The organism is Paenibacillus vini (assembly GCF_018403325.1).
In the GTDB taxonomy this organism is placed as follows: domain Bacteria; phylum Bacillota; class Bacilli; order Paenibacillales; family Paenibacillaceae; genus Fontibacillus; species Fontibacillus vini.
This window is the reverse complement of sequence record NZ_BOSL01000004.1, coordinates 19,838-42,587: the sequence shown is the minus strand read 5'-3', so window position 1 is coordinate 42,587 and position 22,750 is coordinate 19,838. Positions and strand designations below refer to the sequence as shown.

Genomic DNA, 22,750 nt, shown 5'->3' with positions numbered 1-22,750 from the left:
TCACTCCCTGTCTCTCTATTATGTCAATTTCTACATAGCCTAATTTAATGCTCCAACCGGAACGCCGCCTGCAGCGTATCGCGGCTGTTTCCTCCAACGTACAGTTCGAATTTCCCTGCATCGCTGGCAAAAGACAAGTCGCTGTGATGATATCGCAGCTGCGCTTCGGTGATCTCGAACGCCACTTCCGTACTTTCGCCCGGAGCTAGCGTCACTTGGCGGAAATCCTTCAACTCTTTCATCGGACGAACGACCTCGCCGGAAACGTCGCGAATATAGAGCTGGACCGTTTCCGTTCCTGCCATGCCCCCATCGTTGCTGACCCGGACCTTGGCCTCCAAGGTCTGCCCCGGTTTCAGCGTCTCCGACGACAATGACAGCTCTCCATATGAATAATCCGTATAGCTTAAGCCATACCCGAAAGGGAATAACGGCGCATTCGGACTATCCAGATAATGCGAGACGTATTTCTCCTGCGAGTCTTCCGCTGGCTTCGGACGTCCCGTATTGAAGTGGTTGTAATACACCGGAATTTGCCCCACCGTGTATGGAAAAGACATGGTAAGCCGGCCCGAAGGATTGGCAACGCCATATAGCAAATCCGCGATCGCCGCCCCGCCCGCACTGCCCGGGAACCAGGCTTCGAGCACCGCATCGACCTCTTCGTAGATGCCGTGCAGATCCAGCGGGCGGCCGTTGAACAGCACGGCAACCATCGGTTTGCCGAGCCGCTTCATGGCTTGCACCAGCTTAAGCTGCGCGTCCGGCAGCTTGATGTTGGTGCGGCTCGCCGCCTCGCCGCTCATCTCCGACGCTTCGCCGAGCGCCAGCACAATGACGTCAGCTTCCCCGGCGGCCTTGACGGCCTCTTCAAGCTGGCGCTCCGTGATGTCATGGATGCCGCAGCCCTCGGCCACTACAAGACCGGAACCGCCGAGCTCCGCCATCGCCGTCCCGAGCTGAATTGCCGTCTCCCGCGATCCGGTCCACGACCAGTTGCCGAGAATGTCGCCGCTTTGCGCAAACGGACCGATCAGTGCGATTCTTTGTCCTTGCTTCAGCGGAAGAATGCCTTCATTTTTCAGCAAGACGCTGGATTTCACCGCGAGCTCCTTCGCGGCTTCTAGATGCTCCTTGCAGTACACGACTTTACTTTCCGCCTCAGGATCGGCGCCGCGCAGCGGGTTATCGAACAAGCCGAGCTTTTCTTTTAACTGCAAAATGCGCATGACCGCTTCGTCGATCAACGACTCGGGTACAAGCCCGTCTTCGACCAGCCGGGCCAGTTCCAGAACATATGCCGAAGTCATCATATCGATATCGACGCCAGCCTGAATCGCCTTTAATGCCGCTTCGCGGTCATCTTCGGCGACGCCGTGCGCGATAAGCTCCCTGATGGCGGCCCAATCGGAAATGACGACGCCGTCAAATCCCCATTCGCCGCGCAGCAGATCCCGCATCAGCTTGACGTTGCCGCTGGCCGGGATGCCTTCCACCGTGTTGAACGAAGTCATCACCATCTCGGCGCCCTCGTCAATAGCGGCTTTATAGGCCGGCAAATAATATTCGCGAAGCTGGCGCTCCGAAAGATCGACCGTATTGTATTCCCGCCCGCCTTCCGCCAGCCCGTAGGCCGCGAAGTGCTTCACGCAAGAAGCGACTCGGTCCGGATCGTTCTTTAAATCCTTACCCTGAAAACCCCGGACCATCGCCCGCGCGAACAAAGCGTTCAGGTAAGGGTCTTCTCCCGTCGACTCCATCACCCGGCCCCAGCGGGGGTCCCGCACCAGGTCCGCCATCGGAGCGAAGGTGACGTGCAGCCCGGAAACGGCCGCTTCCTTGGCCGCGATTTCCGCGCTGCGCTCGGCCAGTTCCAGATCCCAGGAACAGCCCATAGCCAGCGGAATCGGAAAAATCGTCTTGAACCCGTGCACGATATCCGCCATAAATAGTAGCGGAATGCCATGCCGGTTGTTCGCCATATGTGCCCGCTGTACGGAGATGACCTTCTCCGCGCCGGCTACGCCAAGCACCGAGCCGGCGTTCTGCACGGTATCCGCCGTAATGCCGAGCGATTCCATCGGCCCGGTAATTAGCCCCTCGTCTTCGGCATCCTCATAGAAGGGCGCAGCCAATTGCTGCAGCTGGGCGATTTTTTCGTCGAGCGTCATTTTCTGCAAAAGTTCTTCCAGTCGTCGTTGCTCGGACATGATTTCTCCCTCTCCTATACAAGTTGAATTATCGAGTGATTGTTTAAATCGAATCGTTTCACAACTTAAATCTCTTTATATTCAAGCAATCTTTATCTAATTTATGTTTTAAAATAATAACGTTTCGACTCAGATTTACAGGTTTGTCCGGACAATGCCTTCACAATGCCAGCGCAATGCCCGGGTTATACCTGCACAGATCCCCAAGTCACGGATATTCAAACCCATTCACTAACGGTTCTTATCCACCGGCAGCCAGTCAAACACTTTTTGAATGTTGCGGTCCCAATAGCTCCATTCATGGCCTCCGGGTTCTTCATCATAAGTCACCCGCAGCCCGACCTTCTCGGCATGCTTCAGGAAATTCCGGTTGCCCTCGTACAAGAAGTCCTCCGTCCCGCAGCATTGATACAACTGCGGCTGATTTCCCGCCGCGGCGACCTTTCCCGCCAGCGCCAGCAAATCGTCATCACTGCCTTGAACCTCGACCACGCTGCCAAACATCCGCTCTTCCTCGCGGTTTCGGAATACTTCCGGCTCGCTTAAGCGGTGGACGATGTCCAGACTCCCCGACAAGCTCGCCGCAGCCGCAAAACGTTCCGGCTGGCGAAGCGCCAGTTTGAATGCCCCATATCCGCCCATCGACAAGCCCGCGATGAACGTGTCTTCCCGGCGGTCCGAGATCGGGAACAAGGATTTGGCGATGGCGGGCAGCTCCTCCGACAAATACGTGTAATACGCCGCCCCTTGCTTCATATCCATATAGTAGCTGCGGTCCGCCCGCGGCAGAATGAGCGCGATGCCTTTGTCCTCCGCATAGCGCTCCACCGAGGCCTGCCGGGTCCATTCCGTATGGTCACCGCCCAGTCCGTGAAGCAAGTACAGGACGGGCAACTTGCCGTCCCGGCTGGACCGAAGCGCAGCCATTGGGATCACCGCATTGATATCCGTTGACATTTCAAGCGTTTCCGCAAATAGAGCCGTTCGTATAAAAGCCAAACCGATCACTCCGCTTTCATTTCACCTTGATGTGTGCTTGTTCAGCTCTTGATCTCTGACACGACCGTTTGAACCGATTGGCGTTCCGTCAGTTCCACCTTTAATTTATACGAATCGTTGACCTGTTCGTCATTCAGCAGTTGAAACAGCAGATGGCCCGCCAGGGAGCCGGAATCATACATCGGCTGATGAATCGTCGTCAGCGGAGGTTGAACATACTCGGCCAGCTGAATATCGTCAAATCCGATGACGGATATGTCGCCCGGCACGGAGTAGCCGCCTTCTTCCATCGCTTTGATGCCGCCGATCGCCATTTCATCGTTGCCATAGAAAACGGCCGAAGGGATCTCGCCTTGCATCAGCATCATTTTTGTCGCCTTATAGCCGCCTTCCCGCACAAAATTTCCGCTCAGCCGCCATTTGGCCTTCTCCTCAAGCCCTGCCTCATGCATCGCCCGCAAATATCCCTGGTACCGGACGCTGTTATCGTAGGAATTGGCCGGTCCGCTAATAAAGGCAATGGAACGATGCCCTTTGTCGATGAGATAACGGGTCGCTTTATACCCGCCGAGTTCCCCGTCAACAACGACGCTAATAAGGCCTTCGCCCGTCGTAAGCCGGTCCATCACGATGATCGGGAAGCTCGAACTGGCCGCATTCAACAAGATTTCATCGGTAATGTTTTGCGCCAGCACGATCGCGCCATCCACTCTTTTTTCTCGCAAATATTTAACCGCCGTAGACCCTTTGCCCCCCATGGAGCTGCAAGCTACCAGGTCGTAACCGTTGGAGAGCGCCACATCCTGGACGCTGCGAATCAATTCCGAATAATAAGGCCCGGATAAATCCGTTAAAATGAGGGCTATCGTATTTGTGCGGCTCCGTTTTAAATCCATGGCGAAACCGTTCTTGTAATAATTCAGCTGCCTAGCCGCTTCCAGCACCTTTTCCTTCGTCTTGGCACTGACTTTGCTGTCTCCGCTAAGTGCGTATGATGCCGTGGAAAGCGCCACGCCGGCCAATTTCGCCACATCCTTAATCGTAGCCATTGCTTATGTCATCCTTTCTAACCGTACAAAAAATCCTACTTACTTATTTCATCCCCGAAATCGTATATCCTTCAATAATATGCTTTTGGAAGAAAGAAAAAACGATAATGATCGGAACTACCATGAAGGCGGCACCGGCCATTTGCAGGCCGAATTTCGAGGCGTATTGTCCCTTTAAGAGCGAGAGTCCGACCGACAAGGTATACAGTCTTTCATCGTTGGCAATGATCAACGGCCACAGGAAGCTGTTCCAGGCGCCGATAAATGTCAGGATGCCTTGGACGGCGAAGACCGGTTTTACGATCGGCATAATCAACTGGAAGAAAATTCGCAGTTCGCCCGCACCGTCGAGTCTGGCCGCTTCCATCAAATCCGTCGGAATGGTTGACATGAACTGGCGGAACAGGAAGATACCGAACGCGCCGACCAACCCCGGCAGTACAATGCCTGCCATCGTATTTACCAACCCAAGCTTGTTGATGATCAGATAAGTAGGAATCATGGTTACTTGACCCGGAATCATCATCGTAGCCAGGATGAGATAGAAAAATTTGTTCTTGCCCGGAAATTCAAACTTCGCAAAGGCATATCCGGCAAGTGCGTTCAGGAAAAGCCCGACGAATGAACACAACACGATGATCAGCGTATTTTTGAGATAAACCATAAAATCCATTTTCGCAAACAGATCCACATAGTTTTTGAAGGTCGGATGGTTCGGAATGATCGTCGGCGGAACAATAGTAAATTCGTTTTCCGGCTTAAAGGACGAGCCCAGCATCCAGATAAACGGAATCATCATCAGAAGGCCGCCGGCAACCAGAAGAAATATCATAAAGCCCTTTTCAAATCTTTTCAACGCCATTTGCGTCCCCTCCTTTACCCTTAATATTCAACTTCCTTCCGCTTGACGAGGAACTGCACAATCGTTGCGATGATAATGATAATGAACAGAACAAAGGAACCGGATGCCGCGTAACCGAAGTCGCTTAGCTTAAATCCGTTGTTATAAATAAAGAGCGCCATGGACATCGTTGCGTTGAGCGGTCCGCCCTTCGTCATGACCAGCGGTTCTTCGAAGAACTGAATCCAGCCGATCAGCGTCGTAATCGTCACGAAGAAGGTAGCAAAGCTAAGCAAAGGAATGGTGATATAGCGGAGCTTCTTCCACCCGGTGGCGCCGTCAATTTCAGCCGCTTCATAATAGGAGCGGGGAATTCCTTGGAGCGCTGCCAGGAAAATGATCATATTCAGGCCGATCGCCTTCCATACCGCCATCATAATGAGCGACAGTTTGGCCAGTGTCGGATCCTGCAACCAGGCTTGCCCAGGGACTCCGAACCAGGAAAGGATATAGTTAAACAGCCCGTACCTGCTGTTATAGAGATAACCCCATACAACAGCCACGGCTACAATATTCGTAATGGATGGCAAGTAGTAAACAACCCGGAAGGTATTAAACAGCCAGCTCGTTCCATAATTCAGCAATAGTGCGGCTGCCATAGAAAATAAAATGACCAGCGGCACCCCGATAATGACATAAATGCCGGTGTTCACAATGGATTTTATAAATACGGGATCCTTAAATAGCCCTAGATAATTTGTAAAGCCGGCGCCGTTAATGTTAGAAAAGTCGGCCAGCCCCAACAGGTCCATATCGGTAAAGCTGATGACTAATGCGATAATAATCGGCAAAATCGAAAATACCGTGAGTAACAGTATGGCCGGAGCAATGAACAAATACGGATACTTATATTTGTGCCAGCTATTTGCATGCTGCTTCATTTATCCTCACCCCTTAAATTTGTCCACTCCCTTCCAGACGAAGAATCTTAAAGAGATAACCGGGACCCTCGCTTCTGTAGAGTCCCGGCGTCATCTTCGCAGGCGGAAGACAAAATGATTAATTTCCTAGAATTCCGTTGGCTTCCTCATTTAATGCGTCCATCTCGGCTTGCACATCCGCTCCGCCAACTGTAATTCGTTCAAAGGCTGCGACCGAAGCTTGCGAAACTTCTTCCCATTCCTTGACCATCGGCGTCGGAATGGCACTTTCTAGTTGCTTACCGAATGCGGCGATCATCGGATCGGAGAATTGCTCGTTCTCCCAAGCCGTTTTCAAAGCAGGCAAGGAATTTGATGTTTCGTAAAATTTAAGCTGCGCTTCCTCGCTGCTCAGATAGGCGATAAATTTCGCCGCCCCTTCAGGGTTCTTGCTGTATTTAAAGATCGAAAGGTCGGAACCGCCCATCAGCGATTTATTGTTTTTGTTGGCAGGCAAGGTCTTAACTGTCCATTTGCCGTCAATTTCCGGATTTTGTTCCTTCACGGCTTGAATCATCCAAGGACCGCTGATAAACATGGGCACTGTGCCGTCCTTAAAGCCTGTAACGGTATCCAGGTCTGTCGGCGGAACGAGATTTTCCTTATACAAGCTGTTCAGGAAGTTCATCGCCTCTACGTATTCCGGCTGATTAAACTGTGGTTTGCGGTCGGAGCCAATGACATCGCTGCCTGCTTGCCAAGCGAACATGGACAAATAGTTTTGGTCCTTCGCATCGACTGGCATCATATAGTTACCTTCGCCTCTCGCGGCCAACTTCTTACCGGCATCTTTCAGTTCATCCCAAGTTTTTGGACCTTCAGGATATCCAACTTCCGCAAGTAAATCGGTACGATAGAACAATCCGCGTGTTTCCACATACCAAGGGATACCTACAGTAACGCCGTCATATTGCGTAGTTTGAATGGCACCGTCAAAGAAGTTCTCCGTTTTAAGCTCCGGATATTTCTCGATGTATGGAGCCATATCCAGCAGGGCACCGGCCGAAGCAAACTCCGGAATCCATGTCGTACCCATTTGGATGACGTCCGGGCCATTCTTGGAAGCGACGGCCGTAAGGAGTTTGTCATGCGCGGAATCCCAAGGGATCGCCTGCACGTCTACTTTCACGCCTGGATTTTTCTCTTCATACATCTTTGCAATCGGCTCTACGCTCTCCGAGGTGCCCATGAACCAGACCTTTACCGTCTTGTTGTCGCCGCCTGAAGCCGCGTTGGAACCCGAATTGTTATTTTTCGAGCCGCAGCCGGCCACGATAACAGAAACAGCAAGCAGTGTAATCAAAGCAACTAACCAATTTTTCTTCACTTTTTCTCACCTCTTCATTAGTTTAAAAGTCTTGAATAAAAACCGAAAAACTATGCGTTTGCCCTCTAACTCGAAACGTTTCGATTCATTTCGAAAAAAATATCGAACTTCTTCGAGCTGAATCTTCTCTAATTCGTGTGCAAACCCCCTGTAAAATGTTGTTTTGCTTGAAAGTTACCGCTTACATTTCCCTTTGATAGAATTGGAAGCCGTTTAGCTTCCACTTAGGATATTACAGTAAGTATTTAATTCGAAACGTTTCGTATTCACATTATAAACCCATCATTCCTGAAATTCAAGCTGTTTAATTTCAGTTTTTTTTGTTGGGTGGTATTTCCACGCACGCGCCTGTTTAACGCGCATACTTAAGACTTAATACCCGGAGAAAGGAGGTTTGTAACAGGAAAGGTAGATTGGACCTAACGCAAAAAGCACCACACAAGCAGAAATAAATTCCGCTGAATGGTGCTCCGTATACAATATATAAGATATAAGATTAGACTAAGTTTCGAGAGCCTGCCGATTCTATGACTTGGGAGTGTTACCGGCCCTTAATACTCTTCGACCTCACTCGGATCCTGCCCCCATAACCGTCCGTCTTTACGGGTGAAGGATGAGACGATATCCATCTCCTCCGGGGTTAGTTCAAAATCGAAAATAGCGAGATTATCCTTCTGATGCGGAAGGGAGCCCGATTTAGGGATCGGAATCGCCCCCAGCTGGGTATGCCATCGCAAAATTACCTGGGCCCCCGTTTTTCCATGAGCCTTCGCAATCCGTACGATTTTCTCATGCTGAACGATATCGTTCCCGCGTCCGAGCGGACTCCAGGATTCCGTAACGATGCCATGCTCCGCATGTTTCTGCCGCTGCTCCGCCTGGTCGAAGAATGGATGCAGCTCCACCTGATTTATGCTTGGAGCTACGCCGGTTTCCTGAATCAAGCGATCGAGATGCTCGGGAAGGAAATTGCTAACCCCGATAGACCGGATATAGCCGCGCTTTTTCGCCTCGATCATCGCCTGTCAAGCCTCCACATATAAGTCCTTCTTGGGGTTGGGCCAATGAATCAAATATAGATCGTAATAATCCAAATCCGCTCTGTACAGCGATTCCTCGATAGTGGCGAGCGCCTCTTGGTAGGGATGACGCCGGCCTGGCAATTTGGAGCAAATCAACAACTCTTCCCTTGGAACGGAACTTCGCTTGATGGCCTTCCCGACGGCTCCCTCATTCTCATAGCTGACAGCCGAGTCGATCAATCGATATCCTGCATCGATCGCGGCAGCCATCGCCTTAACGCCTTCCTCCCCCTTCAGGCTATACGTGCCCAGCCCGATCGCGGGAACCTTTAACCCGTCATTCAGCGTATATTCCGGAATATTCTGATTCATCTAAACAACCTCCTAGCTGTAGTTGGTAGGATAATGAATGCTTCCATTATAAACGAAAATGAGAGGTTATTGCCTACGGCGGAGTGAAAGGTCATGCTACAAGCTGATTGCCCGGTGGGGTTTGCTGTATTGACAGGAATGCCTAACCCAAGAAAGCAATAGAGCTTTTTACTTTCCTTGCGAAATCAATCGGATTATCGATTGACTCCCAGTGGACATACATTAACCGCGGTTTCTCGAACAACCAGTGATTGTGAACCGCCGTTACTTTAATTCCGTTATTGCGGAGATTACTCAGCAATCGGTTGACCTGGTCCTGGAAGAGTGCCGTTTCACCTAAACAAAGCGCGCGGCCGGAACTGTCCAGCGATTCAAACGAGAACAGTTGATATCGGACCAAAGGAGATGTGGTTTTCCTTCCAAGAATGCTGGCATTTATTTTTCGGTTTCTGCTTACAAAACAAACCGGGCCTTTGGTGATTTCATGTTCCGTTCCGCCTAAAATCGCTGAGAATTGGTTGCATAGTCTTCTAAAACGAGGGCTTGCCTTCACTTGTTCCATCAGTCGGGTTCATCCTTTCAAGTCGTAATTATGAGGTGACTTCTAACTTTACGGCCGGTCCGTATCAGCCCAAAAAAGATATGGATTCTTTTGTTTTTCTGGCAAAAGTGACGGGATTCTCAATAGCTTCCCAGTGCATATACATTAAGCGCGGATTCTCGTTCAGCCAGTGATTATGAACGGCGGTTACCTTGATCCCCCGTTTGCGGAGATTCGAAATCAATCGATTCACCTGATTCTGATGCACTGCCGTTTCACCCAAACAAAGCGCTCGGCCCGCCTTATCAAGAGACTCGAACGAAAACATTTGCATTTGAACCAAAGGGGATTGCGTTCTTCTTCCCAGAATCGTCTCGCTCAGATTCGTCATCCGCGTGACAAAACAGACCGGGCCTTCTTCAATTTCGGACTCGCCTCCCAGGATTTTGCCGAATTGGGCGCACAGCCGTTTGAATTGCGGGCTTACCTTTGGTAAATCCTCCTCTAATTGATTTCACAACATCCTATGACCACGAGAAAAAAGGGAACAAGACAAAGGCCCAACGGATCACAACAAATTAGGGCGAACGACAAAAAAACCCGCATCCTCATGAGGATGTGGGTTTACCGTATAAACGAAGCAAGGCTCCCGCGAAGTTCATCCGTACGTTTAAGCTAAACTTCTAATTTTCGAAAATACCATGCATCGCATGCAAAATGATCGGAACCGGCCAGCGGTGCATCCAGCGGCTGAAAGCCGTGTTTCACATAAAAGCGGTTGGCCGCTTCCATTGTCTTCAGCGTCTCCAGATAGCAGGCGTTATAGTGCCGCTGTGCAAACAGGAGTGCCGTCCGCAGCAGCTCCGCCGCCGCCCCTGTTCCTCTAGCCTCCGGAAGCAGATACATTTTCTGCAGCTCGCAAATCTTGTTCTCCGGGGAACCGAATTCGGCGATACCGCAGCCTCCAAGCATCTTGCCGCCGGTATCGAAGGCCGCCCAGTATTCCCGGCCGTCCTGATTATAGTAATCGGACAGATGGCTCAAGCTCTCGTCTTCCCAAGCCAGACCTTCGCGATTCCCGCCAAATTCGATCAGGCATTGCCTTATAATGACCTCGATAGTGCTGTTATCTTCCGTCTGAATGCTTCTTATCATCATAATGCTTGCCCCCAACCTCTAGCTTTCAACTCTATATTCATCCTTCCCACGACGCCGTATCAATAATGTACCGATCCTCGCGAGAATTCCGCTCTTTCTTTTAATTGGACGATATCGTGCCCTGTCGGGTTTTGGAAGACGCGCAGCCCGAATGTCGGAGCAACCGCAAAAATGTGGTCAAAAATATCCGCCTGAACCGCTTCGTACACTCCCCAGTTGGTGTCGTTGCTGAATGCGTAAACTTCGAGCGGCAGTCCGGTATCTCCCGGTTCTAATTGCCTGACGATCAGCGTCATCTCCTGATTAATTTTGTGATGATTCCTCAAATATTGATGGATGTATTCTCTGAATACGCCTACATTCGTGAGCTGCCTTCCGTTCACTTTGCTTTCCGTATTAATCCGATGCTCCGTATTGTAAGTGTTTATTTCATTTATCATTGTCGTGACATAATCGGTAAGATAGTGAATCTTCTTGAATTCCTCAATCATTTCCTCGCTACAAAAGCCAATGCTGCTAGTATCGATAAATACGCTTCGCTTAATTCTTCTGCCGCCGGATAATTGCATACCTCTCCAATTTTTGAAAGAATCCGAGATCAGAGCGTAGCTTGGAATCATCGTAATGGTCTTGTCGAAATTCATGACCTTTACCGTGTTCAACGTAATGTCGATCACATCGCCGTTCGCATCATATTTAGGCATTTCAATCCAGTCTCCGACGCGCACCATATCATTCGAGGATAGTTGAACGCCGGCCACCAGCCCTAATATAGAGTCTTTGAAAATTAGCATTAGAACGGCCGATAAGGCCCCAAGCCCGCTGAGAATAATTAAGGGATTTTGGCCAATGAGATTCGCAATGACCACAATGCCCCCGATGATAAATAGAACGATCTTCGCCACCTGGATATATCCCTTAATCGGCCTGATCTTGGAAACCTCAAACGAACGATAAATGGCGTCAAAAGCATTGAGCAGTGCATTAAATACCATAATAGTTACGATAATTACGTACGTTAGTGCGGCCTTCTCAATCAAAGCTTGATAGGACGGAAAGATCGACGCGGAATAATAGATGATGATCGCCGGCACGAGATGCGACAGCTTATGGAACACTTTGTTCTCCAGAATGATATTATCCCATGTAAACCTGTTGCTGCGGATGATATAACTGCTGGTCTTTAATACGATTTTTTTGGTTATATAATTGGCAAGTATGGAGACCACAGCGATAAAAACAACCATGATCATATTTGAAAAATAAACTATGGCTTGGTCGCTCATGCCGTATCCGTCTAGTTGATGTTTGATAAAGTCCATTACTTCCTCCTGACCCGATTTATAATAGCCTATAATTATAAATTAGATCCTAGTACGAAGCAAAAAGAATCACATTCCAATTTCTCTCATTAGCTACCGGCAGATAAGTTTATCTGTTTTCGGATTTCAATTTATCAATATATTGTTTGCCTTCTAACAAAGAAAGGCCTAAAGTTTCCCTTGCCTTTTTAACGGCTTTAACATCTTCGCCCTTCTGGATTAACTTGCGCAGCTCATCGTTTATTGGATTTTCCGGTAGTCCCGTTTGTCGGGTTAACCGGTCTATGGTATCTTGCATTCCTTTTATCCGGCCTTCCAATTTCCCCACCTTAGTCCATAAATTAATTATTGCAAGAAGAGATATAACTATAAGAAGGTATTCCACGTATTGCATGGATCCACTCACTCTCCCTCTATACTTAATTAGTTCCTTCCCTCATGCCTTCCGAACGGAAGGCGAGTAAAATACGTCACTATGCATGTGTTGAATTTTGTCCCAGTTGCCGGGATTGGTCGTATCTGGAGAGCGGTGCTCCAGAATGGCCTGATATAGGGCGGTTTTTTGTTCCAAATGGTCGATGTGCCGTTTGGCTTCCTCGAGCTTAACGAGCGCCGCTTCTTTATGCTCCATCATGAGCGTATAGCGTTGCGGAATGGTCGAATCGCCTTCAAGACAAAGGTCGATGTACGTTTTGATAACTTCAATCGGCATCCCGGATTGCTTGAGACATTTGACGCCAAACAGCCAGTTGATCGATTCCTCGTCGAACATCCGAATGTTGTTTTGATTGCGCTGCACGCTCGGCACCAGACCTTTATCCGTGTAAAAGCGTACAGCATGCTCGGTGAGTCCCGTGATCAGAGCGGCTTCTTTAACCGTATGCATGTGAAACCTCCTTAAAAAACATTTTTGGAAGCGGCTTGACTTCGTGTAACACGAAGGCTCTAGGCTTATTGTAATGCAAACCGGCCGTAAGCGAAATCCTCACACGGTGTCCGACACCAAGGATTCGCGGCCGTTGCAACTCAACAATTAAAGAAATGGGAGGAATTACAATGCAAACCGTAACACTAAACAACGGTGTGAAAATGCCGATCCTCGGCTTCGGAGTATACCAAGTTCCAGATGCTGAAGAATGCGAGAACGCGGTATATGAAGCGCTGATGGCCGGTTACCGCCTGATCGACACCGCCTCAGGTTATTTGAATGAGGAAGCGGTCGGACGTGCGATCAAACGCAGCGGTATACCGCGCGAGGAGCTGTTCATCACGACCAAACTCTGGGTTCAGGATGCAAGCTACGAGAGTGCCAAGGTGGCGTTTGCCAAATCCTTAAAGAAGCTGAATCTCGACTATCTCGATCTATACCTGATTCACCAGCCGTTCGGCGATTACTACGGCGCTTGGCGCGCGATGGAAGACCTATACCGTGAGGGCAAAATCAGGGCGATCGGTGTCAGCAACTTCCTGCCCGACCGTCTGATGGATCTCATTGTGCATAACGAAATCGTACCCGCCGTCAACCAGGTGGAAACACACCCGTTCTATCAGCAGCTCGAGAGCGCCGCTTTTATGAAAGAGCAGGGAGTGCAGCACCAGTCCTGGGCACCGTTCGCCGAAGGACTTAACAACCTGTTTGGCAACGAGGTTTTGTCCATAATCGCAATGAAATACAATAAGTCCGTCGCTCAAGTCGTATTGCGTTGGCTTATTCAGAAGAATATCGTTGCCATTCCAAAATCCGTACGCAAAGAGCGTATCGTCGAAAACTTCGATATTTTCAATTTCGAGCTACACCAAGAGGATATGGAGCAAATTACTGACCTTGATACGGGGAAAAGCCTTTTCATATCCTACCACGATCCAGAACTCGCCAAGAAGATGGGTAACTGGAAGTTTGATTACTAGGATCAAACCGCGAACGGAAACAAACCGTAAACGTATCACGGCATCATCCTCATCTACGAAGAGAAGACAGGGCGGGCCCGCCCTGTCTTCTCTTTACTTAATTCGCATGGAAGCAAACAACCCTTAAGGGCATTATCATATTCCGATCTCCCTCATCTTCACCGTTACCTTCTCGATTCTGTCATCCGGATTACTCCCGTCAAACTTTGGAAGCGTCAGCTCGCTTGCGATAGTTCCATCGTTCATAAATAGGATGCGTTCCGCCCGGGCGGCAACTTTGGCGTCATGGGTAACCAGCATAACCGCGGTCCCCTCCGCATTGATCTCGGAAAACAGGTCCATGATTTCCTGCGCGGTTTGTGAGTTGAGCGCCCCAGTAGGCTCGTCGCCGAATATAACTTTCGGGCTGTTCATCAGCGCCCGGCAGATTCCCGCACGCTGAAGCTGACCTCCCGAAACCTGGGTAATGTCGCGCTTTTCCAGCTCTGCGATTCCAACTCTTTTCATCAGCGCTCTTGCTGTTTCCGTCATTTTGGCGGCATTTTTACGGTTCCCCCGCATGGATGGGAGAATGATGTTGTCGAGGATATTCAGATTCTTCAGCATCGTCGGCTGCTGGAACACGAATCCCATCTTACTTCTGCGTAAATCCGACAACTCCGTCTCCCCAATCTCCGAAATATCCTTGCCGTCAACCATAACTTTGCCGCCATCAATGCCATCCGTCCCGCTTAGCGCAAATAGCAGCGTTGATTTCCCCGAACCCGATGGTCCCATCACCGCGACGAATTCGCCTTCGTTAATGCAGGCGGACACACCGCCCAGAACTCGGCGCTTCTCCTCGCCCTCCCCGAAGGATTTAACGATCTGATCCCCGATAATGATCTTCTTCATAGTCCCTACCCCTTTATATTTTCGGAAATTTTGATTTGTCCCGCGCCCGATGTACCGATCAGAGTTGCAATCAGCACCGAGCCGATCATCATTAACGGACTAAGCAGATACGCTGAGAACGGATTGACCGTAAATTGAAATGTCGACGCTCCAAAAGAGGAGATTACCGCGCCCGCAAGCCTCTCGCCGAGCGTGTTGGCCAGAAGCGTACCGAGAACAATTCCGACGATCAGAACGAACGCCGAACGGGAAACGTACTGTGCCTGAATATCCGCCTTCGTGAAACCGAACGCCTTCATGACGCTAATGGAATATCTGTCTTTTGCGACAAGCAGCTTCATGAACAACAGCGTAACCAACACCATGATTACCAGTGCCACAACAATTGCGGATTTTGAGGCCTTTCCGACAGAGCTCATCGTCGAGCCGAAGGTCTGTGCAACAAATTCATCGATGTCCGACACCTTCGCATAACTGAACCGGTCAGCATATTCCGCAACCTTACCGCCGATCAGAGCGGGGTCCGTAAGCTCCGCACAGATCACATACCACATCACATCCGCCGACTGATCGGTAAAAACAGCCTTTGCGGTCTTGCCTCCGTTGGTAATGTCGGAGTAAATGCCGCTTACCGTCAGGTTTTTGTCCTGCCCCCCAACCACCAGGGTGATGATCTCGCCGACCTTTGTTCCCAGTTCGCTGGCGTTCAGAGCTGAAAGAGCAATTTCATCTGCCGCTGCAGGCGCCCGGCCCTCGGAATATTTGACGGGAAATATGGAGTGGTCGCCGAGCTCAACTTTTATCCGTTCTTCCGAGCCGTCCTTCGTCTTGGCCTGGAATGTTTTCGTGGCAAGCACGACATATTGTAAAATGTCCCTGTCGTCGTTCAACGTTTGTGCAATTTCAGCCGCCTTTTCGGTAATCCGATCGGTCTGCTGAAGGTCCATTCGCATTTCGGCATCGCCTATCCCCATATACTGAGAGAAGCCCTTCGAGGAAATCGTGTTATGTAAATTTTGCGGAACAATTATGATAAATGCCGAAATCATCAGCACTGCAAGCATAGTGGCGTAGAGCTTTTTCCTTGCGAGAACATCCTTCACGCCGAGAAAAATATTCGTGCTGAGCAGCCTGTTTCCGCTCAAGCTAAAACGCTTTGCTCCCGCTGCTTTTTCCTGGGAAGTGCCAAAACGGATCGCTTCGGCCGGAGATATTCTCCGGAAGCGTCTCAGCACCCCGCTTACATAGCCTATGATGGCAAGAAATACCACCAGGATACCGATGATTCCGAAGGCTCCCGCCCAGGAAGAATGCTCGCTTTCCCCCATATAAAGCCGTATATTTTCAAGAAGCATGCCTTTGAATACGAAAGAGAGCCCGAACCCTAGAATGCTGCCAGCAGCCGCAACAGCCGCATATTTAGCGAGATAAATCTTCTTGATGTCCGAAATGCGCAGTCCGATGGCCTTCATGACCCCGATTTCACGATAATCGTCTTCGATTTTGGCAAGCAGCGTAAATCGAATGCACATTAAAGCAATGGCAACGACAAGCAAGCTGACAAGCAGAATTACTCCAATCATCATGCCGTCGGAAATGGCGTTGATCATTTTGAACAAGGGGTATGTAATTGTTGGTCCGTTCGCTTCAAGTCCTGCGGAGGCATAAGCGGTTTCGAAGGCGCCGAGCGCCGACAAATCCTTTAATCTGAACTCGATCAGATACTCCGTACTTCCCAGGTCTTTCATTTCCGCATAATCCTTGCTGCTTACAAGAAATCTCTTTGAAGAGGAAAGCGTGGAGTTCATCTGCGAATCGCGGAGAAATCCCGCCACGGTAAATTCCTTTCCGCTGATGACGGCCTGGTCGCCGACCTTTGTGCTGTTGTCCTTCATATAACTTAACGGCACATACAGCCCACCATCGGATACGTGGATGACGTTTCCGTTCAGATCAAGGAGATAGTCAAACTTTTCACTCTGGACGCTGAATCCGTTATCCTGAACACTATCCGCAAGCGAAGTATCGCCTAATCTGATCTGCGCACCGTCCATATTGAGAAATTCCAGCACCTGAAATTCATCGACATTCCCGTTCCGCTCCGCAAACTCCGCTAGGCGGCCAGTATCGATATCCCCCGTATGCATCTGCATAAAATGCGGCGTTTCCGCCTTCATCATCAACGTATTTATCGCACCTGAGAGATTTACGACGAGGATCACCGCCAGAGATACCAGCATTGCCGCCGCAGCCACAAATATCATCGTTGTCAACGTGATCAGCTTACTCCTGGCTATGTCATTGCGAATTAATCTGTAATACATGAGCCACCTCCGAATTCCAACTTTCTAACCCCCAAACATCCTCATGACGTCCATCAAACTTCCACTTTCGGCACCAAGCAGCCTTTCAACGTTGCATACAAAAGCCAGTATTCGCGATCCGCGCTCCTCCTCTGTCATAGGGACCATGTCATCATCAAATACCGTATTCGCATAGATCACGACCATTTCCATACATTCGTACGGGAACGGGGTGTTGAAAATTCCCTGCTCGATCCCCTCGCGGATGATTCCCGTAAGAATCGGCGTTACTCCAGTAATGATGCTCTTCTGGATTTTCTGGTGCATCAGCGCATTCTGCGGTTTATGAATATGCTCCATAATCTCCTTGCTGCTGCTTCCGCCATGGCTGATGTTCATAGCCATTACGGTGCGAATCACACGCTCGACGACGGGAATGCTCGTATCGGCGGCAACTGCCTGCGCCGCTCCTAAAATGTTGATATTATAGCGCTCAATCAGCGCGTCCATAATATCCTCCTTCGACTTGAAGTGATGATACAGAGTTCCCCTCGCAATGCCGACCTTGTCGAGCAGATCGTTAGTGCTTGTGCCATCAAAGCCCTTCTGTCCGAAAAGCTCATCCGCCGCATCCAGGATTTCATTTCTGCGCTCTTCCGCCTCTTTTTTAATTCTCATTTATCTGGTGCCTCCTTCATTACCGACCGACTGTCTGTCGGTTAGATATTAACAACGATGGTTTGGGATGTCAAGGGGGTGGAGGGTGGTTTTTCCAATTCAAATTATAATAAAAGAAGCGATCTCTTACCCCTGTAAGAGATCGCTCCTCTGATATTTCCGGCACGCTTATGAATAACCTTCGGGCCCTATTTCATTCAGGCTTGGTCAGCAAGCTCCAACAGCTCGCTCACCGTCAAGAACCTATACCCTTCGGCAGCAAGCTCTTCCAGCAAAACTTTTACAGCTTCAATCGTCTGGGCCCGTTCGCCATACCCGTCATGGAACATAAAAATGCTGCCATTCTCAATCGTAGGCCTCGTGTGATCCAAAATAAACTCTACTCCGGGTTGTTCCCAATCCTTCGCCTCGCCGTTGACAGTGCCGATCGAGGTATATCCAAACTCTGCGGCAAGTGAAAGAATGTCCTCATTCACGCCAAAATACGGAGGTCTAAAACTCAACACGGGTTGTCCCGTAATCTGACGAATTCTTTCATCCGCCTGCTGAATTTCAGCCCGCGCTTCCTCCAGCGTAAGTTTGGTCAAATCAGGGTGCGAGTAAGTATGATTGGCAATCTCATGGCCGGCTTGATGGACTTCCGCCGCAATGTCTTCGAACGCATCGATTTCCTGACCGATCATAAAAAATGTCGCTTTCCCGTTCGCCTTGCGAAAAATATCCAGCAGCTGCCGAGTATACAAGGGATGCGGCCCGTCGTCGAATGTAAAAGCGACCGCCTTGTCCCGGGTTGAAACTCTATGAACCAGCGATAGTGTGGTCATTAGGCTACTCCTTTCGATTCGTCATGAATCGTCATTAACCTATTTTACGAACCGTGGGTTTATAATCCAGAATGTGCTCGATTTCAGTTAATATTTCTTCCGAAAGTTCAAATCCGCTTGCAGCAATATTGTTTTCTATCTGTTCCGGTCTTGAAGCACCGGTGATCAGACTGCTGATTTGAGGTTTTCTAAGACACCATGCCAGTGCAAGTACGGAAAGGTTTGTACCCAATCCTTCCGCTACTTGAATTAATCTTTCAACCTTATCCAAATGATCCTCGGTAAGGAGATTGTTAATTTGCCTGTCCGCCTGATGCGTTGCCCGGGAACCCTCGGGGATGACCTGACCTTTCCGGTATTTGCCGGTAAGAAGCCCTTGTGACAGCGGACTGAACGGAACGATTCCCAATCCATGCTTCTGGCAGATCCCCATGATTTCGTCCTCAATATATCTGTCCATCATATTATATTGCGGCTGTATGACCGACATGGGGCGAAGGCCCATCTCCTTGATAAGATACAATGCTTCCGTAAGCTGTACGGGCGTCCATTCGCTTACGCCGTAATACAGCACCTTACCTTGCGCGACTAAATCACTCATGGCTTGCAGAGTTTCTTCCAAAGGGGTGCTCTCATCATACCGATGACAAAAGTACAGATCTAAATAGTCCACTTGAAGATTTGTAAGAGACTTGTCTATTTGTTCGATGATGTGCTTCCTGGACAGTCCTCTGTCGTTGACTCCGTTTCCGGTCGGAAAGAACACTTTACTTGAGACTGCAAAGGAGCTCCGTTCGAATTCCTTTAATATATTTCCGAGAAAAATTTCTGCTTGTCCGCCGCTATACGCATCTGCGCAGTCAAAAAAATTAACACCAAGATCATAGGCGCGTCTAATGCTCTTCTTCGCCGTGTCCACTGATTCCGGGGTTTGAACATCAGTCATCCAGCTTCCCAGAGCAATTTCACTCACTTTTAGTCCCCATTTGCCAAGGTTTCGGTATTTCACAGCAACAACACCCCCCTATTCATGTCAAAAGATCCACTTATGAGTGTAACGTCAGTACTACCACGGACATCGGTGGCAGCGTTGCCGACAAGCCGTCAACGGTTAGGCTCGTGACGCCGTCGAACACCTGCGGCTTCACGGTCTCCGGTTGATCGAATGTGTTATGAGCATTCATATCTTCGTGAGTCAGCACCCGGGCGCTGACATTCAATTCTCCGCCCAATCCGCGCAACCGCAGAGATACGTCCGCCTGGCGGTGCGGGTCGACGTTGCACAGGCTGATGTCGATCGTTCCGTCCGGCCGCTTCGATGCCGAAGCGCTCACCTGAGGAATCGATTCGCTGCCCACTTGGTAATCGCCCGTCTCAAGATGAAGCGCAAGCGCCTCCGCATCTTGGTGCACCTTGAACATCTCAAACACGTGATACGTCGGCGTCAGCAGCATTTTGTCGCCTTCCGTTAAAATCATCGCCTGCAGCACATTGACGGTTTGGGCAATGTTCGCCATATGGACGCGATCACAATGACGATGGAACACGTGGAAATGCAGACCTGCAACAAGCGCATCCCGCAGGGAGTTCTGCTGATACAAGAAGCCCGGATTCGTACCCGGCTCCACCTGGAACCAGGTTCCCCACTCGTCGACGATTAGGCCGACCCGTTTCTTCGGATCGTATTGGTCCATGATCGCCGAATGTCGCACAATGAGTTCGTCCATATGGAGCGCTAACTGCATCGTCTCGAACCATTCCGCTTCATCGAATCCCAGCGCCGGACGTTTAACTTCAAATCCACCCGGTACCGTATAGTTATGCAGACTGAGGCCATCCATATGCCCGCCGGCTTCACGCATCAGCGTCTCCGTCCAGTGGTAGTCGTCGACGTTGGCTCCGCCGGCAATTTTATAAACGCGATTCTCGCCATAATTCCGGACATACGTCTGGAACCGGCGGTATTCGTCCGCGTAATACTCCGCCCGCATGTTGCCGCCGCAACCCCAGTTCTCATTTCCTACCCCGAAATATTTCAGCTTCCAGGGCTTCTCCCGGCCGTTCGCCTTCCGCCAGTCCGCCATCGGTGATTCACCGTCAAAGGTCATGTACTCGACCCATTCCTGCATCTCTTGAACCGTACCGCTGCCGACATTCCCGCAGATATACGGCTCTGTATCCAGCAGCTCGCACAGATCGAAAAACTCATGCGTGCCAAAGTGGTTGTTCTCCACGACGCCGCCCCAGTTTGTATTGACCATGCGTTTGCGCTGTTCCCTCGGGCCGACGCCGTCCTTCCAGTGATACTCATCGGCAAAGCACCCGCCCGGCCAGCGAAGCACCGGTATGCTGAGGTTGCGCAAAGCCTCCAGAACATCGTTCCGGATACCGCGGGTATTCGGGATCGGTGAGTCTTCGCCCACCCAGATGCCTTCGTAGATGCAGCGGCCGAGATGCTCGGCGAAATGCCCGTAAATATGACGGCTGATCGTACCCGAAGTCTGATCGGTATTGACCGTAATCGTTGCTTTCATCTTAATAACTCCCTTCTAGTCTTTCTTTCGGCCCTTATCCTTTGACAGCGCCTGCGATCATACTCTTCTGCACCTGTTTGTTGAGCAGCAAATAGATAATTATCGTTGGGATTGTAGCGATCATGAGTCCCGCTCCAATAATTCCCCATTGCGTAATATAGGTCCCGACCATCGACATCATCCCTACCGTCAAAGTCTGATAGGATTCATTATTGATGAAGGTCGTCGCAAACATTAACTCGTTCCAACAAGCCAGGAATGTAAATATCGCCACCGTCGCTATAGCTGGACTGACCAGCGGCAACATAATCGAAAAAAAGGTTTTGTAAATCCCGCATCCGTCCATCACCGCCGACTCTTCCATTTCGCGGGGCACTCCCTTAAAGAAGCTGCTAAGGATGAACACCGCGAGCGGGATACCAAAGGCGACATAAGGAATAATCAGGGACCAATAGGTATTCAATAAATGCAAGTTCTTCAGAACCATAAACAGCGGTAACAGAGCTGCATGAATCGGGACCATCATCCCGAGGAGGATCAGCGTCATCGTTAAGTTGCTTAACTTCCAATTCATTCTCGAAATGGCATACCCCGTCATTGCGGACAAGATCAATACAAGGATGATGGAAGCGGCAGTTACTAACACGCTGTTAAAAAAATAATTTAATACATGACCGTCCGATAATGCCTTAGCATAGTTGCTCCAGAGGAATTTCTTCGGAAGCCCCACGACATCGCCGCTGAATATTTCACTATTGTCTTTCAGTGAGAAAAATGCCAACCAGATAAGGGGGTAAATTTGTATGATCGTTACAATGATTAAAAACCCTTGCAGTAGTATTTTCCCAATGAAGTTTGGCCTTCTTTGCAACAGCCCTTTTGCAGTACTCACTTTGCTCCCCCCTATTCTGTTTTGAAAAACTTATTAATGATGACTGTAAATATTAAGCATTCCAATATAATAAAGACGGATATCGCACTGCCATAGCCATATCTGTAAGTATCAAATATGGTGGTATACATCAGCGTGCTCGGCACCTCCGTGGTAAATAAAGGCCCTCCGCCAGTCAATACATAAATGAGGTCGAACACTTTAAATGCTCCGATTACCGAGAAGACAAGACACACTTTGAGAATAGGGCGCATTAACGGAATTGTAATGGAAAATGCAGTCCGTATAGGGGAAGCTCCGTCAATTTTAGCCGCTTCAAAAATATCCTGCGAAATCGATTTGGCGCCGGCATACATCAGCAACATATGGTAACCCACGTACTGCCAAAGCGTCGGAATAAAAGAAGCGACAAGCGCAGTATCCTTTTGTCCAAGCCAGTCTTGTGCCAAATTTGCAAGACCTATATTCTCGAGCAACCAGTTTAAAAGGCCATAATCCGCATTATAGATTTTGGACCACAGTTGAGCGATTACAACGGTCGAAATCAACACCGGAATGAAATATACCGTACGGTAAAACCCTTCACCCTTGATCGTGGATGCCAGTATAAGGGCAAGTACAAGAGAGATCGGCAACTGAATGAAAATAGACGCTGCCGCAAACAGCATGGAATTTTTGATGGAATTTAGTGCCCGTGTATCCGTGAACATCTCTTTATAATTATCCAGTCCAATAAACGCACCTTTGCCGACGCCATTCCAATCCAATAAACTATAGTAGCTGGAAACGAAGATCGGAACTAATACAATTCCACAGAATATGAGGAGGGTAGGCAGGACAAATATAGCAATAGCCTTCTTGTTGGAAAATACAGAATTCATTATGGTTCTCCTCTC

The 22,750-nt window shown here is 49.5% G+C and carries 21 protein-coding genes and 1 pseudogene; 1 reads left to right on the top strand and 21 read right to left on the bottom strand.

Translation table 11 applies throughout. The features are described from left to right. Positions 1-44 precede the first annotated feature (44 nt). From bglX to KJS57_RS07800, 13 genes and pseudogenes are all read right to left on the bottom strand, one after another. Positions 45-2,210 (bottom strand): beta-glucosidase BglX, encoded by a 2,166-nt coding sequence (bglX, locus tag KJS57_RS07860; RefSeq protein ID WP_213654316.1) that lies wholly within the window; start codon positions 2,208-2,210, stop codon positions 45-47. Positions 2,211-2,441: 231 nt separating this feature from the next. Continuing rightward, complete coding sequence (locus KJS57_RS07855) at positions 2,442-3,209, bottom strand: alpha/beta hydrolase (protein ID WP_213654315.1); 768 nt, start codon at positions 3,207-3,209, stop codon at positions 2,442-2,444. A 41-nt stretch (positions 3,210-3,250) separates the two neighbouring features. Next, entirely contained in the window at positions 3,251-4,258 is a 1,008-nt protein-coding gene (locus KJS57_RS07850; RefSeq protein ID WP_211022481.1) for a LacI family DNA-binding transcriptional regulator, read from the bottom strand. Between the two features lie 43 nt (positions 4,259-4,301). Continuing rightward, a complete protein-coding gene (locus tag KJS57_RS07845) occupies positions 4,302-5,120 on the bottom strand; it encodes a carbohydrate ABC transporter permease (RefSeq protein WP_213654314.1) in 819 nt (272 codons plus the stop codon). Positions 5,121-5,140: 20 nt separating this feature from the next. After that, complete coding sequence (locus KJS57_RS07840) at positions 5,141-6,040, bottom strand: carbohydrate ABC transporter permease (protein ID WP_211022483.1); 900 nt, start codon at positions 6,038-6,040, stop codon at positions 5,141-5,143. 118 nt (positions 6,041-6,158) lie between these two features. Continuing rightward, entirely contained in the window at positions 6,159-7,406 is a 1,248-nt protein-coding gene (locus KJS57_RS07835) for a sugar ABC transporter substrate-binding protein (protein ID WP_244861447.1), read from the bottom strand. 551 nt (positions 7,407-7,957) lie between these two features. Then, positions 7,958-8,800 (bottom strand): annotated as a pseudogene (locus KJS57_RS07830) (aldo/keto reductase). A gap of 142 nt (positions 8,801-8,942) precedes the next feature. Beyond that, positions 8,943-9,362, bottom strand: a complete 420-nt coding sequence (locus KJS57_RS07825) for a DUF1259 domain-containing protein (RefSeq protein WP_213654313.1) — start codon at positions 9,360-9,362, stop codon at positions 8,943-8,945. Between the two features lie 64 nt (positions 9,363-9,426). Beyond that, positions 9,427-9,807 (bottom strand): DUF1259 domain-containing protein, encoded by a 381-nt coding sequence (locus tag KJS57_RS07820; protein WP_213654516.1) that lies wholly within the window; start codon positions 9,805-9,807, stop codon positions 9,427-9,429. Between the two features lie 209 nt (positions 9,808-10,016). Beyond that, entirely contained in the window at positions 10,017-10,499 is a 483-nt protein-coding gene (locus tag KJS57_RS07815) for a GNAT family N-acetyltransferase (RefSeq protein ID WP_213654312.1), read from the bottom strand. 59 nt (positions 10,500-10,558) lie between these two features. Further along, a complete protein-coding gene (locus KJS57_RS07810; RefSeq protein ID WP_213654311.1) occupies positions 10,559-11,821 on the bottom strand; it encodes a mechanosensitive ion channel family protein in 1,263 nt (420 codons plus the stop codon). 109 nt (positions 11,822-11,930) lie between these two features. Further along, the gene (locus tag KJS57_RS07805) at positions 11,931-12,215 is read right to left on the bottom strand and encodes a hypothetical protein (protein WP_244861446.1); all 285 of its coding nucleotides are present in this window, start codon (positions 12,213-12,215) and stop codon (positions 11,931-11,933) included. 42 nt (positions 12,216-12,257) lie between these two features. After that, positions 12,258-12,707: a MerR family transcriptional regulator gene (locus KJS57_RS07800; RefSeq protein ID WP_213654310.1), complete on the bottom strand. Its 450-nt coding sequence runs from the start codon at positions 12,705-12,707 to the stop codon at positions 12,258-12,260. Between the two features lie 170 nt (positions 12,708-12,877). On the opposite strand from KJS57_RS07800, the gene KJS57_RS07795 reads away from it, so the two are divergent. Then, positions 12,878-13,729 (top strand): aldo/keto reductase, encoded by an 852-nt coding sequence (locus KJS57_RS07795; protein WP_213654309.1) that lies wholly within the window; start codon positions 12,878-12,880, stop codon positions 13,727-13,729. 135 nt (positions 13,730-13,864) lie between these two features. Here the strand turns inward: KJS57_RS07795 and KJS57_RS07790 are convergent, their stop codons facing one another. The 8 genes from KJS57_RS07790 to KJS57_RS07755 form a co-directional block, all read right to left on the bottom strand. After that, entirely contained in the window at positions 13,865-14,623 is a 759-nt protein-coding gene (locus KJS57_RS07790; RefSeq protein ID WP_213654308.1) for an ABC transporter ATP-binding protein, read from the bottom strand. A 5-nt stretch (positions 14,624-14,628) separates the two neighbouring features. Continuing rightward, positions 14,629-16,947, bottom strand: coding sequence for an ABC transporter permease (locus KJS57_RS07785; protein WP_213654307.1), 2,319 nt, complete (start codon positions 16,945-16,947; stop codon positions 14,629-14,631). A gap of 24 nt (positions 16,948-16,971) precedes the next feature. Then, entirely contained in the window at positions 16,972-17,604 is a 633-nt protein-coding gene (locus KJS57_RS07780; RefSeq protein ID WP_211022494.1) for a TetR/AcrR family transcriptional regulator, read from the bottom strand. Positions 17,605-17,801: 197 nt separating this feature from the next. After that, positions 17,802-18,428 carry a polysaccharide deacetylase family protein gene (locus KJS57_RS07775; protein ID WP_213654306.1) on the bottom strand — a complete coding sequence of 209 codons (627 nt, stop codon included), beginning with the start codon at positions 18,426-18,428 and terminating at the stop codon, positions 17,802-17,804. A gap of 34 nt (positions 18,429-18,462) precedes the next feature. After that, on the bottom strand, positions 18,463-19,437 hold the full coding sequence (locus KJS57_RS07770; RefSeq protein ID WP_213654305.1) for an aldo/keto reductase family protein: 975 nt from the start codon (positions 19,435-19,437) through the stop codon (positions 18,463-18,465). A 37-nt stretch (positions 19,438-19,474) separates the two neighbouring features. Further along, on the bottom strand, positions 19,475-20,962 hold the full coding sequence (locus KJS57_RS07765) for an alpha-N-arabinofuranosidase (RefSeq protein ID WP_213654304.1): 1,488 nt from the start codon (positions 20,960-20,962) through the stop codon (positions 19,475-19,477). A gap of 34 nt (positions 20,963-20,996) precedes the next feature. Then, on the bottom strand, positions 20,997-21,854 hold the full coding sequence (locus KJS57_RS07760) for a carbohydrate ABC transporter permease (protein ID WP_211022498.1): 858 nt from the start codon (positions 21,852-21,854) through the stop codon (positions 20,997-20,999). Between the two features lie 11 nt (positions 21,855-21,865). Continuing rightward, the gene (locus KJS57_RS07755) at positions 21,866-22,735 is read right to left on the bottom strand and encodes a carbohydrate ABC transporter permease (RefSeq protein ID WP_211022499.1); all 870 of its coding nucleotides are present in this window, start codon (positions 22,733-22,735) and stop codon (positions 21,866-21,868) included. Between the last annotated feature and the right edge of the window lie 15 nt (positions 22,736-22,750).